General features: G+C 56.9%; 12 protein-coding genes. 6 read left to right on the plus strand and 6 right to left on the minus strand.

Annotated features, from left to right (window positions below; translation table 11 throughout):
* Positions 1-47: 47 nt before the first annotated feature.
* Positions 48-1,037, minus strand: a complete 990-nt coding sequence (locus ACXJJY_RS08870) for a radical SAM protein (RefSeq protein ID WP_456387097.1) — start codon at positions 1,035-1,037, stop codon at positions 48-50.
* Between the two features lie 487 nt (positions 1,038-1,524).
* Between ACXJJY_RS08870 and ACXJJY_RS08875 the strand changes: the two genes are divergently transcribed.
* The 6 genes from ACXJJY_RS08875 to ACXJJY_RS08900 all read left to right on the plus strand — a co-directional run bounded on the left by ACXJJY_RS08875 (position 1,525) and on the right by ACXJJY_RS08900 (position 8,743).
* Positions 1,525-3,825, plus strand: coding sequence for an LPS-assembly protein LptD (locus tag ACXJJY_RS08875; protein ID WP_456387099.1), 2,301 nt, complete (start codon positions 1,525-1,527; stop codon positions 3,823-3,825).
* 17 nt (positions 3,826-3,842) lie between these two features.
* Positions 3,843-4,832 carry an acetyltransferase gene (locus tag ACXJJY_RS08880; protein WP_456387101.1) on the plus strand — a complete coding sequence of 330 codons (990 nt, stop codon included), beginning with the start codon at positions 3,843-3,845 and terminating at the stop codon, positions 4,830-4,832.
* A gap of 23 nt (positions 4,833-4,855) precedes the next feature.
* A complete protein-coding gene (locus tag ACXJJY_RS08885) occupies positions 4,856-5,935 on the plus strand; it encodes a lytic murein transglycosylase (RefSeq protein WP_456387103.1) in 1,080 nt (359 codons plus the stop codon).
* A gap of 95 nt (positions 5,936-6,030) precedes the next feature.
* Positions 6,031-7,173 carry a murein transglycosylase A gene (gene mltA / locus ACXJJY_RS08890; RefSeq protein ID WP_456387105.1) on the plus strand — a complete coding sequence of 381 codons (1,143 nt, stop codon included), beginning with the start codon at positions 6,031-6,033 and terminating at the stop codon, positions 7,171-7,173.
* A complete protein-coding gene (locus ACXJJY_RS08895; protein WP_456387107.1) occupies positions 7,170-7,829 on the plus strand; it encodes a class I SAM-dependent methyltransferase in 660 nt (219 codons plus the stop codon). Before mltA ends, ACXJJY_RS08895 begins: the two co-directional genes overlap by 4 nt.
* A gap of 110 nt (positions 7,830-7,939) precedes the next feature.
* Positions 7,940-8,743, plus strand: coding sequence for an SAM hydrolase/SAM-dependent halogenase family protein (locus ACXJJY_RS08900; protein WP_456387109.1), 804 nt, complete (start codon positions 7,940-7,942; stop codon positions 8,741-8,743).
* Positions 8,744-8,757: 14 nt separating this feature from the next.
* On the opposite strand, the gene ACXJJY_RS08905 is transcribed toward ACXJJY_RS08900, so the two are convergent.
* From ACXJJY_RS08905 to purF, 5 genes are all read right to left on the minus strand, one after another.
* A complete protein-coding gene (locus ACXJJY_RS08905) occupies positions 8,758-9,411 on the minus strand; it encodes a methyltransferase family protein (protein ID WP_456387111.1) in 654 nt (217 codons plus the stop codon).
* 65 nt (positions 9,412-9,476) lie between these two features.
* A complete protein-coding gene (locus tag ACXJJY_RS08910) occupies positions 9,477-12,134 on the minus strand; it encodes a cytochrome ubiquinol oxidase subunit I (RefSeq protein WP_456387113.1) in 2,658 nt (885 codons plus the stop codon).
* A complete protein-coding gene (locus ACXJJY_RS08915; protein ID WP_456387115.1) occupies positions 12,131-13,228 on the minus strand; it encodes a hypothetical protein in 1,098 nt (365 codons plus the stop codon). Before ACXJJY_RS08915 ends, ACXJJY_RS08910 begins: the two co-directional genes overlap by 4 nt.
* A gap of 127 nt (positions 13,229-13,355) precedes the next feature.
* Positions 13,356-13,547, minus strand: a complete 192-nt coding sequence (locus ACXJJY_RS08920) for a ferredoxin (protein WP_456387117.1) — start codon at positions 13,545-13,547, stop codon at positions 13,356-13,358.
* A gap of 356 nt (positions 13,548-13,903) precedes the next feature.
* The gene (purF, locus tag ACXJJY_RS08925) at positions 13,904-15,334 is read right to left on the minus strand and encodes an amidophosphoribosyltransferase (protein WP_456387119.1); all 1,431 of its coding nucleotides are present in this window, start codon (positions 15,332-15,334) and stop codon (positions 13,904-13,906) included.
* Between the last annotated feature and the right edge of the window lie 98 nt (positions 15,335-15,432).

Genomic DNA, 15,432 nt, shown 5'->3' on the forward strand with positions numbered 1-15,432 from the left:
GGACAGGTATCTGTTTTTCTGCAGTGAGTCAGGCAGGGAGAGCCCCTTTATAAATGAGCAGTCGTGCCGGAGCCGGATCCCTGGTAATAAAGCCTGTCGCCATGGGAACGCAGCTGCAGGCGTCCCTGCCGGACAAGCGGCTCCAGAAGATGCTCTACCTTTTTCGGACCTCCGATTTTGAAGATCGAATCTATATCGTCGGCCGTACAGGGCCGACGCTGTACCATCTGCACGATCTCCTCGACCACATCCCCGGTCGGAGAGTCATGACTTTGTTTCCGTATTTTTTTTGTCTGTCCCTGCCGGGCCAGAAGATCGACTGCAGGATTGCCGGGTTCGGCGCCAAAACGCGCCGCGATTTCCTGCAACCGCTCCGGGGCGACCGGGCGGGCAAAGGACTCCAGGGGCGGTCTGGCAACAGTGTTGAGCTGGATGCGTTCCAGGCGCATGCGCCCGGTTATCCGGCACAGGGCTTCTATGTCCGCACTCGAGTCATTGATTCCCCGGGCCAGAAGAATTTCGAGCCACAGGTGACCTTGGAATTCATGGGAAAATGTGACCAATCCTTCGATGATTTTTTCCAGGTCAAGACAGCGGGCCGGTCGGTTTATACGGCGGAAGCTGGAGGGACGGGCGGCGTCCAGCGATGGAATAACTATATCGGCCAGGGCCATTTCGCGGCGGACCTGCGGATCATGGAGAGTGGAGCCATTGGTCAGCACGGCAACCGGTTTTTCCGCAACATCCTTTAGATGGGCAACAATTCTGCCAAATCCGGAGTGCAGGGTAGGTTCGCCGCTGGCGGTCACCGTTATCACATCAATCGCTGCCAGCTTCTCACGATTGCGGCAATAAGAGTCGATTTCGGACAGGATTTTTCCGGTGGGTACATACTCGGCCCGCTCGCAGGTCAACTTGCGGGTCGGTCCTACTTCGCAGTATATGCAATCGTAATTGCATACTTTATCTGAAAGAAGATCTATTCCGAGAGACATGCCCAGACGTCTGGAATTCACCGGGCCAAAGATGTGATCCATAGGAGAAATGCTGAAATCAGTACCGGCGGCAGGCCGTTTTTGAAAACGGTCTGACAAGAATTGAAAAATCAAGACATTAAGAAATAGATAATCATTCTATTTCATAAACTAAAACCGACCGGGCCGCAAGTCAAATCTATGCCCCGTGGTGGCCGATTTTTCTCCATCCCCGGGCCGTGGTGGAGTCGGTAGTTTCCCTGGAGTTCTACCCGGATGATATGGTCATGCCCCAGGATCATATCGGGAAGGCAGGGCCCGGTCCGGCCGGGACCGCACTGCGGGAGGGGCGGCCCTGCTTGTGAAGATAGGTGGCAAAACCATTTCCTGGCAGCTCGTCTATAGTCCTTTGTGCAGGTGCGTCCGGCCCCTTGAACGATGAGTTTTACCTTGACACAAACTGGCTCTGCGCGTACATTCCAAACATCTGAGCTGCCAGGCATTTCCTTTCTATTTCCGCTACTTCAGTCCACTCAAGGAGCAGGTCGAGGTGAACCCGGACAAATCACCGCTGGTGATCAGCGCGCTGGTATTGGCACTTATATACTCTGTTTTGCTGCCAGGTTCCATCAGGGCCGCCGATGTTATCTCGGCCCAGGAGTGGCAGATCACCGCGGACCGCATCATACGCTACGCCACCCCGCCCTGTGTCATTGCCGAAGGAAATGTTATCCTGGAAAAAGTCCAGACCATAACCAGGGATGGGAAAATATCGGGAAAAACCGATTGGAGCAGCCTGCTTGGCGAGTCGGCTCCCGCCACCCGGCCCGGGTCGGCCGAGCTCCGGACGGAAAAGGTGACGGTGACCACCGTCCGGGCCGACTGGCTGGTGTACGACATGGATCTTGGTACGGTCAAGGCCCGGGGAGAGCTGCTGATCCGGATCGGTCCGGATCAGCTCACAGCCACACAGGGAGTAATCAACCTGAAGCGGGAAACCGGTATCTTCACCGACGCTACCATCATCCGCCAGGACAAGGAGCTACACCTGGCCGGCAGGGTGATTGAGAAGACCGGCGTCCTCACCTACCATATCGAGGATGGCTGGATAATCACCTGTCGCCTTAAGGATGGCCAGACACCACCATGGAGTTTTGCGGCCGTTGACGCCACCATTGAGGACAACGGTTACGCGGTTCTCAAGCATGCCACCTTCCGTATCAAGGGCGTACCCGTACTCTACACCCCTTACATGGTGCTGCCGGCCAAGCGCCGCCGCCAGACCGGCTTTCTCTTACCCCGTGCCTCTCAGTCGAGCCGGGACGGTTTCGGCCTCGAACTGCCCTTTTTCATCAACCTCTCGCCCTCCAGCGACCTGACTCTTTACCCTTATTACATGGCTGACCGGGGCCTGATGAACGGATTGGAGTTCCGCTATGTCCTCGACCAGGACTCCAAGGGAGAGTTCAGGCTCAATTTCCTTAACGACGCCCGCAGCGATCCGAAAGATCCGGACAACGCTGAGTATTACCGGGATGGCAATTATACCCATACCAACGAGAACCGCTACTGGCTGCGCGGCAAACTGGACCATGACTTCGCCCAGTGGGTCACCAGGCTGGATCTGGACCTGGTCTCGGACCGCGATTACCTCACCGAGTTCAACTCCGGGATCACGGGCTTCAATTCCACCAACGACCGGTTTCTGGAGGTCTTTGGCCGGGGGTTCCAGAACGGGGACGACGATCAGCGGAAAAACTCCTTCCGGGTCCTGAGATCTTGGGCCAACGGTATCTCCTTCCAGGGTGAGCTGTTGGGAATAAACGATGTTCGGGAGGATACTTCGGCCCCGACTCCCCTGTGGAAACTGCCGGCTTTCAGTTTAACCGGCCTCAGTCCGGTCAGGGACACCTCCATCAACCTGACCTGGAATGTTGATTATGTCAACTATTGGCGCGAAGAGGGAGTCGGAGCCCAGCGCATAGACCTCTTTCCCCGTCTCTCCATGCCGGTGCCGCTCAATCGCTACCTGGAAACCACCGTGGAATTGGGCCTGCGCAACACCTCCTATCTTGTTCGCGAGCATGGCGGTACCACCTGGACCCGGGACGATTTCCAGAATCGTTTTCTCTTCGAGTTCTCTGCTGAAACCGGCACCACCATGGTTCGTGATTTCCCGATGCGTATCGGTGGAATTCATACCTTGAGCCATACCTTCCGGCCCTATATAATGTATGGCTATATCCCGGATGTGGACCAGGAGGATCTGCCCCGGTTTGATATCGTGGATTCCATCGGCGAAAAGAACCTGGTAACCTATGGCCTGGACAACTACTTTCGTATCGCCGGTACCAGAGAAGGCCGCAGCTACCAGCGCCAGTACGGTTACCTCAAGCTCAGCCAGGGATACGATCTGCGCAGCAGCGAAAGCGACACCCCGCTGACGCCCCTGAGCCTCAAACTGGGCTACCGACCTCTGGGTGACCTGAGCCTGCTCTACAAATCCGACCTGGACATGTACGGGGACGGCTTTGTCATGCACGGCCTGGAAGGATCGTATCGTGACAGCCGCGGAGACACAGTCGCGGTCGATTACCGCTATAAAAAATTGGAAAAAATCAACTCCATCACCTTTAAAACCCGCCTCAACCTGTTCAACCATGTATCGGCCGGGTACTCCATTGAGCGTTCCCTGGAAGACAGAAAAACCGTGGAGGAAAACGCCATGCTGATCTATCAGCCCGCCTGCTGGTCGGTGGAACTGGCCTCCAATTACACTCCTGGAAACCAGAAATTCACCCTTATGTTCCGCCTGGCCAATATCGGCGGTCCGCTGGGACTTGGCTGGTGAGACCAGAAGCGTCTATCATGCACCCTGTCGACGTGTTCAACGGCGATGCGGACGGAATCTGCGCCCTGCATCAGCTGCGCCTCGCAAGCCCTGTTATAGACAAGCGTTCGTCTACCTTCGGCACGCTGGTCACGGGTGTCAAGCGCGATATAAATCTCCTGGCGCGACTGCATGACCTGCATGGCCAGTCCATAACAGTGCTCGACATCTCGCTGGACAAAAACAGGAAGTCTCTGGACCGGCTTCTCGACCAGGACAACCGGATCCTGTATGTGGATCACCATTATAGCGGCGATATACCGGAGCATCCCAATCTGGAGGTTCATATCGATCCGGACCCCATGGTCTGCACATCCATCATTATCGATCGGTTGCTGGAGGGTGACCACCGGCCATGGGCTGTGGTAGGGGCCTTTGGAGACAACCTGGATGAATCGGCTGAAAAACTGGCCCGGAGTTGCGGGCTTGGTGGAAAGTCCCTGACAAGACTCAAGGAAACAGGGATTCTGCTGAACTACAATGGCTATGGCGCCTCTCTGGAGGATCTGTTTTTTCACCCCGCCAAGCTTTATCGCCTAGTGCATGAATATGAAGATCCCCTGGAGTTTCACGCCACCAGTCCTGCCATCCAAATCCTGCGCCGGGGGTATCAGGACGATATGGAGCGGGCCGTGGCCTGTGAACCCTTTTACCAGTCTCCCGCCGGTCGGCTCTATGAATTGCCCTCCGAGCCCTGGGCCCGACGGGTGGCCGGGGTGTTTTCCAATACACTGGCCCGTGAACGGACAGACCTGGCCCATGGCATCCTGACCCGAAACAGTGATCAGACCTACCGGGTCAGCATCAGGGCCCCGTTGACCAGGCGAAGCGGTGCCGATACACTCTGCCGGAGGTTTCCCACCGGCGGGGGGCGGGCCGCTGCCGCCGGAATCAACCAGTTGAACGAATCCCTGCTCGACCGGTTCATTCAGGATTTTGACCGGGAGTTCAGCCCGCAGGAGCCATGACAATTCAAACCAGACGACAAAAAATGCCTGTGAATATTTCCACCATGCAATCATGTCGGGCCCGTCCGGGCCTCTACCTGCTGATCGGCCTGCTTGTGGGCCTGGTTCTCGTCCTGCCTCCTGCTGTCCGGGCCAAACAAAAAGCCGCCGATCTGGTGACCGATGGCCAGCCCATAGACCTGAACCAGGCAATATACCAGAAGCTTTTTGGCGAACTGGAAAAAGAGTATCGGTTTACCCGGGCGGAACTGGAGGAGATATTTTCCGGCCAGACCATATCCCGCCGCGTGCTCGAGCTGATGGACAAACAGTGGGAGGCCAGGCCGTATTACAGATATGCCCCGCTTTTCCTGACTCCTGGAAAAATCAGCAAGGGCAGGGAAAAACTGCGACAGTACCGGGAACTACTCGACCGGATAGAGGAGCGCTTCGGGGTGGACAGGGAAATCGTCATTGCCATCTGGGGAATTGAGACCAGGTACGGCGAATACCAGGGCGCCTTCAATGTCCTGCGGACCCTGAACACCCTCTTTGCCGCCTATCCCCGGCGCTCCGCCTTTTTCCGCAAGCAGCTGGTGCATTTTCTTCTTCTGTGCCGGGAAAACGGGGTCGACCCGCGGACGGTCAAGGGGTCCTATGCCGGCGCCTTCGGTCAGACCCAGTTTATCCCTTCTTCGTATCGGGCCTATGCGGTCAGCTTTGACGGCGATACCCGAAGCGATGTCTGGGAATCGGTGCCAGATGTACTGGCGTCCATAGCCAACTATCTGAAATCATTCGGCTGGAAGCTTGATGCGCCGATTTATGCCGAACTTGGTCCTGAGCTGAAAAGCCAGAAGTTGTTATCTGCCTATCTCAAGGGCAGGAGGGCCAAACTGCCCCTGAAAGAGGTGGAGAAGCTCCAACAGCTTGAACTGCCGCCCTGTCCGGGTCCGTGCAAGGTCACCATTGTCGGCCTGGAGCTTGATCCTGAAAGTCGCCATGCCATGCGCTACATCGCCGGCTATCCAAATTTCCAGGCCATTACTGCCTGGAATCATTCGAACCGTTATGCCATGGCAGTGACAGAACTTGCCGAAGCGCTCGGGGAACAGGATCGGTGACAAGCATTGCATCGTTTCAGGCGTTCAGGGGCAACAATGGTTCCGGAGAAAAATCAGCGGCCTGTCTCCCCGGTCTGGCATTTCTGATTGTATTTTTGTTCTGTGTTCCAGGCTGTACCGTCACCCCTCTTGTTCAGCTCACGGACCGGGAATCACCCTCTTTCGTCGATGATCTGGACAGGACGTCCCTCTCCCGGTCGATCGACAGAAGCTTGGCCTACCTGCGCAGACTCCCCCGGGACCGGCCGCTCAACCTGGGAGAGCACACAGTACCTGCCGGGCGCATTGTCGATTCCCTGCTTGTCTTTCGCCACCTGCTCGCCACAGTTTGGGACAACAGGCTTTTCGACCTTGCCATCCAGCAGTATTTCGATACTTATCAGGCCGGTGGTACCGGCCGGTACAATCCGGGTCGCACCATGCTGGTCACCGGCTATTATCAACCGCTTTTCGATGGCAGCCTGACCCGAAAACCCGGCTACATCTACCCGCTCTACGAGATTCCTTCCAACCTGGTGGTCCGCCATCATCCTGACGGAAAACAACAGGTCGGTCGTCTGGAGAACGGTACCTTCAAGCCATACTGGTCCCGAGGGGAGATTGAAAATCAGGCCATTGCCAGCGGTCACGAGATTGTCTGGCTGCGGGATCCCCTGGATGTCTTTATCCTGCATATACAGGGTTCAGGGCTGATCAGGCTGGAGGATGGAACCATCCGGGGGATCCATTTTGCCCTGAAAAACGGGCTTCCCTATCGGAGCATCGGAAAATACATGGTGGAAACCGGCAAACTGAAGCTGGAAGAGGCAAGTCTTGATACTATCCGGGCGTACATCAAAGCCCATCCCGAGGAGCGCGACGAGATTCTCCACCACAATCCATCCTACATTTTTTTTGAGTGGACAGATACCCATGGTGCCATCGGCAGCCTGGGAGAAGAACTGACTGCGGGACGCTCCATTGCCGTGGATCAATCCATCTTTCCGGCCGGAGCCCTTGCTTTTCTCCGGTCCCGGCAACCGGTTATCAAGGAAGGCAGGGTGGTGAACTGGAAACCGCTGCAGCGATTTGTACTTGTTCAGGACAGAGGCTCTGCCATCAAGGGGCCGGGCCGGGTCGATTTGTTCTGGGGAAGTGGAAACGAGGCTGGCCTGGCGGCCGGGAGGATGAAACAGGGCGGGAGCCTCTATTTTCTCCTTTTGAAAGACAATATTGTAATTCCAGCCACATTCAAATGATCAGCAAGCATAGCCCCTCTGCCACGGTTTTCCATGAACGGGCCCGGGAATATGATTCATGGTTCGAGAACTCTCTGCTTTTTGATATCGAACTGACGGCACTCAGGCGGGCCCTGAACGGCTGCCATGCGCCCCGGCTGGAAATCGGCTGCGGACCAGGCCGTTTTGCCCGGGCCCTGGGAGTACAGTTTGGTATTGATCCGGCCGAGGCCGCCCTGCAGCTTGCCTCCAGGCGCGGAATCCTGACTGCGGCCGGTATCGGGGAACAACTGCCGATTCGTTCGGGAAGCATGGCCACGGTACTTGTTCTCTTCACCCTCTGTTTTGTCGAGGACCGGGATCAGGTACTCAGGGAGTGCCGTCGTGTCCTGCGTCCCGATGGGCGGCTGGTGCTGGGCATCATTCCGGCCGGCTCGCCGTGGGGTACATTTCTGGCCGACAAAGGGGCTCGGGATCATCCCTATTACCGATACGCCCGTTTCCTGGAGCTGGACGAGGTGGATATATTGCTCAGAAAGACCGGTTTTATTCCTGCTGAAACGATTTCCACCCTGTTTCAGAGCCCCCAAAACCTTGAAGCGCTGGAAAATCCGCGCTCAGGAGCTGACAGGAGGGCTGGTTTTTGTGCTATTACCGCCCACTGTGCCGGTGATTGACCTTCCTGAAAAGGCATGGAAAGTGCAAGATTATCCGCGGTTGTCCCGAGGTGCGGCACCGGGGCGGCGGGAAAATTTTGCTGGAACCTACCCGGGAGGAAGCAGATATCATGATACAGGACAGTCTCGTCACCCTCACCACCGATTTTGGCCTCGAGGATCCCTATGTCGGCCAGATGAAAGGGGCTATCCTGAAGCAGAACATGCACGCCCGCATCATCGACCTGACCCATGCCATCCCGGCCCATGATATTCTCGCCGCAGCGATTACCATCTGCTCCAGCTACCGGTATTTCCCGGTCGGCACTACCCATCTGGTGGTGGTCGATCCCGGGGTGGGCAGCCTGCGCCGTATCCTTGCCGCCTCGGGCGACGGTCACCGGTTCATAGCCCCGGATAACGGCATTTTCACCCTCCTCCTCCGGGACAGCATCATCGATACCGTCCATCTGGTGGAGAACAGGTCTTTGTATCCCCGGGAAATAAGCGCCACCTTCCATGGCCGGGACATCATGGCCCCTGTGGCCGCGGCGCTCTCCGGTGGCATGGAGCTTGACCAAGTCGGACCGGCTATCGATCCAGCTCGCTGTGTGCTTCTCGACCTGCCGGAACCGGTCATCAAGGACAGCAGTATCACTGGCCAGGTCCTGCACATCGATCGGTTCGGAAATGTCCGCACCACCATAACCACGACCAGCCTGAGCCGTTTTCAGCCAGGTGCTTTTGCCGGCATCGAGATACAGGGACGCAGAATAAACACCATATCGTCCACTTATTCCGACGTGCCCGAAGGAGAGTTGCTGGCCCTCATCGATTCCTCGGGGTATCTGGAGGTCGCTGTCAACAAGGGCCATGCCGGCCGGGAACTGGACTGCCGGCCCGGCGCTCCGGTTATCGTCTCTTACCGCAAATGAGCGTGGCGTACCTTTTAGTGGGATCGCCATTTTTTTCGTTTTTCTCTATCCGTGTCATTACCGGCGGCCCCTGTCTTCCACGGTATCAGCATCGGTACCTGTCGGCAGTATTCAACATACCGGTGTCCGAGCTCCTCTTTCAACTTTTGTTCTTCCAGCATGGCGCCGATGACCAGATACAGGCTGAGGACCATGCGGCTGATCAGGTTGACATCGGTTAGAGGCCCTGCTGCCCAGAGCAGAGCCAGGCCGCCCGAATACCAGGGATGACGGACATGGCGCAGGAGACCGCTGCGGCGAAAAGGCACCTGCCGGATGTGCAGGGCACCGGCCCGGTACTCCCGCCATTGCTTGAGCCCGAGGAAATACTCCATATCGTATACTTTCTTGCCACCATAAAACATAATGAACGCATAGAGCAGCAGGAGGGCCTGGAGAAGTCGCCAGGTGCCCTGGTATTGGAACAGAACCTGTTGGGGGAGCTGGAATTGATACCAGATGAGCGGCAGGAGTGAGAGCAGGGAGAAAGAGATGTAGAACAGGCGGAAGCCTCCCTGCCATAGACCTCCGCGCCGGCGGAGATACGCCGTTATCCGTCGACTGACCAGGAAGCTGTGCAGGGTACTCCAGACTATCCAGAGCAGGCAGAGAGTGAGCTTGGCGGGCATGGCCTGCATCCTCAGGAGTGGGGACCTCCCGGCCGGAACACGATTTCGGGCCGGGTGGCTGCCGGTTACTGGTTGCGGAAGGGACGGAGCATGTTGGGGTGGTGCATTTCGTCTTCCATCTCCACGGTATGGCAGACATGGCAGCTGTCGTTGGAGCCGATGGGATATGGAGTGGACTGGTACTGCAGGGGCTGGATCACGTCAAGTTGGTCGTTGTAGGGATTTTGGGCCGGGTAAAGGGCATGGGCGCTGTTATGGCACCCGATGCAGCGCAGCTGGCCTGTTTCATCGGTCCGATTGCGAAAGAGAGCGTCCTGGTCGGCGGTCCAGATGTTAAAGGTTTCTTCGGTTTCAGGCGGCTGAAAGTCCTGATGGCAGTTCAGGCAGTCGGGTTCATTGATCCACGGCTGTCTGGGCCTGATCTCGTCGAGTTCTGCTACAGCTTCAGGTGCAAGGTGGTCTATTAATTCGCCGGCACGGGCTTTGCCCTGCTCCTGTTCTCTTTTGAGCAGAGCCAGTGCATGGTCTGAGAGAGAACCGTGGCAGTTGGTGCAGTCCATCTCCAGATTGTGATGGATACCGCGTAACGCCCGGGTGGCGCCATCATTTGCTGCCGGGTGGCACTGGGTGCAGGCTTTGGCACCCAGGTCGGCCAGAAAGATGGCATGGAAGCCGTGGATGGCGGCGGAAAGATTGAGCTGGCCACTGTCCGGTCCGGCCTGGAGCAGGCCTTTGCCCTCCAGTAGAGGGTCATGGTGGCATTGCTGGCACAGTACCGGCTGACCCGATGCGGCCTGTTTCTGCAGGCTGGTTCCGGAAAGTCGATCATGGGTGGCAAGAACGGACATTGCCGTGGCGGTGGAAATTCCGGCCCGGTTCTCTTTTTTCCAGGGACCGCCATGACAGGTTCGGCAATTCATCTCTGTTGCCACCGGTACTACGGCCCGGGTCCGGGCCAGAACCCGGCCCTGTTCGTCCACGGCCCGGATCGAGACCTGAGGATAGGGCATGTATCCTTTGTCGGTATAGGGGACCACGGGCAGCAGGTCGGCACGAAAGGTCAGGCCAGCCGCTGTCATGGTGCCTTTCAGCCCTTTTCCGGCCAGTCCGGTGTCCGGCGGCGGGACATTCTCCACCCCTGGAAGTTTGCCAAGGTTTTCCCAGAAATCGATCTGGCTGGAGGGGCGGTTGAATGGCCGGTCTATCTCATAATGCAGGGTCACACCTTCGGTGACCACCTCCGGGGTCTCGCCGCGGCGGATCAGTTGGGCCTCGAGGTTGACTCCCGGAGGCAGCATGAACCAGGACGCGCTGGCATCGGTGAGTGATCGCATGCCGAAATCGCTCCAGGCAAGCAGTACGTAGCCCGCCTTCTCCCGGTCAAATTCCGGGACGCGAACAGTAGCTGCAGGCAGCGCAATTGCCTGGGTCCGGTCGGTGCGGCCATTGAGGCCATGGGCGATGTACCAGGCCAGTGCTCCGGCCTCCTCCCGGGTACCGGCAAAGGGAGGCATGTAGGGGTGTATTTTGTCCATGTTGAGAATCATGGACTGCAGGCCAGAGGGTGAAAACGGCGCAGCCAGAGGCCTGATGTCGTTAAGGGGGCCATCGATGGAGTGGCATGGCAGGCAGAGAATGTTGTAGAGCTGCCGGCCCGCTTCCAGCCTGTTTTCCTCAGTGATGTTCCTGAGATTCACCCATTTTGCCTCCTGGAGCACTCCTTTTTGCTTTACTTTGTTCAGGTCGCGTTTGAGGATAGAGGTGGAATACATGTAGTCGTAAATGATATAGGGCCGCCGTCCACCTTCGCGCAGAAACTCAAAGGTACCCATGTACATGAGGCCGATGATCAGGATTATGGCGGCCAGAGGCCTGGAAAGCAGGGTGGGGATCCGGATGGCCATCAGCAGGCCCCCCAGGATCAGAAGCGGGGAGAGGAGGGCAAAACCGGTGATGAACGGACGCATCTCGGGCATGGCCTGGAAGATCAGCTGTTCCAGTTCCGGGGGCAGGGCTTTGCGATACCACCAGGCCGAGGCCAGAAAACCGCCAAAGGGCAGCAGGAGCCACAGGGCACAGTAGCGGACCATGGTGGTCCGAAGTTTTTGTTCCCGGATCCAGGTGGAGGTCAGCAGGCCGAACATGCCGGCGATCATGAAGGCCAGGAACGAACGGAAAAAGAGGGCCGGCCAGAAGGTCGGGTTGAAGAATCCGGTCCAGAAGTTGTTGTTCTCCAGCCAGCTGCCCGGGGTGAGCATGAAATCTATGATACCGTTGATGATGAACAACGACATCCAGGCAGCACCGAAATAGATCCAGCCGATGATCAGGTGGTCCCGGCTGTTTAACCGGTCAAAGGTGTAATAGTAGATGAAAAGTGCCAGAATCTCGATGGTGAAGAAGACCCACTCCGTGGCCCAGCCAAAGACAAAGATATGGATCAGAGAGGAGGTGGCGGCCGGGTTCAGGAGGGCGATGGTGAACCATATGCCGACCCCGGTGATACCGCCGGCCACCATGGTGAGCAAAAGGAAGAACCTGGTGTGCAGGCGTACATATTTCAAAATACCCTTGTCCCGGGCCCGCAGGCCCTTGATCTCGGTCAGGACCAGAAAGAGTCCGCCGCCCACGGCGAAATGAGAGATATAGACGTGAAAGACCGCGATCAGGGCAATGAACAGCCCGCCACCGAAAACATCGAGTTCCCAGACAGGATAGTTCATGAGCTTACCTCCTTTTTGTCCTCAGCAACGGGCCGTTCATATCTCCGGTAAGCAAGGCGCATCATCCAGGCCAGCAGGACCAGCCCGGCGGCAAAGAAGAGCAGGAAAACGATCATGGGTGAATACTGGGGGGTCACCGGAAGATCACCAGGTGAGAACCAGGGCTTGAGATAGGCGGCGCGAAGCAGGTCCCGGGCCAGGAGCATGATGAAAATCGATCCCAGTATCAGCCATGTCGCAGGCAATACCTTGAGCCTGAAGGCCTTGATGACGGCCAGGCCCGCCAGTACCATGCCGGCCAGGAGGCACACCGTGATCAGGATGCCGGTTGTGGTGGAAAGGTCAACAGCTCCAGGAGGCAGGCTGCCGAGAAACCAGAAACCGATACCGAAGTTCAGGATTGTGGCCCAGCCGAACAGGTAGCAGCCATAACGGATCCAGGTCGAGGCCTGCTCTCTGTCTTTTCCGGGGCTCATGGTATAGTAGAAGGCGATGGCCAGTCCCCCCACGGCCACGGACGAGACCACGAAGTGGAGATAACGCGGTATGATGGTGGGGTCACTGAAAATAAGGAGGGTGCCACCGGGCCGGTCAAAATAGCGAACCCAGGAGTCCGGCCGCATCATCATGACAAAGTTGCTGGTGAAGAACAATCCGATGAGCAGTAGCAGGAGAAGGCTCAGGCCCACGGTGACGGTGCGGCCTATCCGCATGTTCTCGTAGCGGTAACTGTAGATATAGGCCAGGTAGTAGGCCGCGATGAGCAGGGCGACGATCAGGAGCCAGAAACTGGCCATGAGGATGGAGCTCGTGTACATGAAGTGCCCGTAGAGGACCTGGACAAAGAGAAGGGGAGCGACGCCGAAATTAACGGTAAAGGCAATGGTGAAGGGCAGCCGTCTGGAGATCGTCCTGCCCAGGGGGCAGGGAGATTCAGGATGGATAAGATGGCGGGCAAAGGCAATGAAGGCCCCGCCCAGCATTATGTTCATGAGCAGGATATGAAGGAAAAGGGTGATGGTCAGCAACAGCTGGAACCATCCCCAGGGCACCTGCAGGGGATCAGGGGTGGGGATCAGGGTGGCAGGGACCATGCTACCTCCTCGTTCTTACATGGCAAGAGGGTACAGGGTTTGTAACCATACGGTGTCGACTGCAATTAATTGTCCTGCCCCGGCTTTCAATTTCCGATTGCGTCGTAAAAGTCCGGTTACGATACCATCAATTCCTGATCTCAATGCATTTTTCCGGACAGTAGGCCACGGCCTGGCGCACATCTTCGGTTATTTCCGGGTTGATTGAGGTCAGCCCGATTGTTTCCGTATCCTCATTAAAGTAAAAGACATCGGGACAGAGTTCCACGCAGGTCAGGCAGTTGCTGCAGAAATAGGTATCAATGAGAATTTCAGCCATAAATGAAAGATTCTGATTAGAGAGCATATTGAGAAACTGGCATGTTGTCCGCTCAGTGTGTCACCGGTACGTTGAAAAATGTTCATATCCACTTGAACATGATACGCTTTTCAACTTTTACTCTCTTTATTCCCGGGCCAGATTCTCCAAAGTACCCCGAGGGGAACATTGGTGTGAGGAAATAAAGACATCGTGAGCCGTCTGATAAGCAAATGGTATCACAGAACCGGGCGGTCACCAAAAGAAAAGAAGGGTCAACCTGGCTGCTGGCAGGAGATTCAGGCAGATTTACAGACCAAAACCTCTTGTTTGCCTTGCCTGCCAGGGGAAATCGGCGAGGTGACACGGAGAAAAAATCAGCACCCACAAGCGCCAAGTGCGTCCTTGTTGAAGCTTTTATCCGGGCTGATGGGGTATTTTCCGTCAAAGCACGCCAGGCAGAAGGAATTCCGTTCAAGGCCTGTGGCCTCCACCAGGCCATCCAGGCTGAGGTAGCTCAGCGAGTCCAGACCCAGATAATCCCGGATATCTTCAATGGAGTGAGTGGCGGCGATGAGTTCGGTGCTGGATGGAAAATCGATCCCGTAATAGCAGGCGTGGGCTGTGGGCGGGCATGAGACCAGCATATGGACCTCCCGGGCGCCTACGTTGCGCAGGGAACGGACCCGGCTGCGGCCGGTGGTGCCACGGATAATAGAGTCCTCGACAATGATGACCCGTTTGTCCTTGAGCAGATGGCGGACCGGGTTGAGTTTGACCCGGACCGAGAAGTCCCGCATGGACTGGGTGGGCTGGATAAAGGTCCGGCCGACGTAATGATTGCGGATCATGCCCATTTCCAGCGGAATACCCGATGCCTGGGAGTAGCCAATGGCTGCGTAGTTGCCGGAGTCGGGAAAGGGCATGACAAAGTCGGCTTCGATTTTCGCTTCCCTGGCCAGTATTTCACCCATTCGTTTCCGGGTCTGGTAGACGTTGATACCAAACACGTCCGAGTCGGGCCTGGCAAAGTAGACATGCTCAAAGATGCAGAAACTCTTGGGCTGGGGCGGCCAGGGGAATATGGACCGCGGGCCGTCCCTGTCGATGACGACCACCTCGCCTGGTTCGATATCTCGTTCATAGCGCGCCTCGATCAGATCAAGGGCACAGGTCTCCGACGCCACCACCCAGCCGCCGTTGTCCAGCCGTCCGAGACACAGGGGCCGGAAACCGTTGGGGTCGCGGACCGCGATCATGGTGTTTTTGGTCATGAGCAAGAGCGAGTAGGCGCCTTTTATGCAGGCGAACGACTCTTTGATGGCCCGTTCGATTCCCATTTCCATGGTTCGGGCCAGGAGGTGAAGAACTATCTCCGAATCCATGGTGGTCTGAAAAATTGATCCTTTGGCTTCAAGATGGCGACGCAGGTCAATGGAGTTGACAAGGTTGCCGTTATGGGCCACGACCAGGGGCTCACCCTTATGGGTGACCATGAAGGGCTGGGTGTTGATGATGTTGGATTCTCCGGTGGTGGAATAGCGGACATGGCCGACCGCCAGGTGACCGGACAGTCGCTGCAGTATCCGCTCGCTGAAGACTTCGGGTATCAGCCCCATGTCCTTGTGGATGGCGATTCGTTTGCCATTGCCTGCGACAATGCCGGCGCTTTCCTGGCCCCGGTGCTGAAGAGCATAGAGGCCGAAATATGTTAGCTTGGCCGCGTCCTCGTGGCCGAAAACACCGCAGATGCCACATTCGTGTTTGGGCTTGCCCCAGCTGTTGAAATCAGGAATATACTGTTGCATGTCTACTTTCCATAACTGTCAGAAATATGCCGCTCTGCCAGGAGATATTTCTTGTGGTGGAGCGGGATTGGCGCAGGGACCTTCAGTTTGACTTCACG

Source organism: Desulfolithobacter sp. (assembly GCF_054025815.1).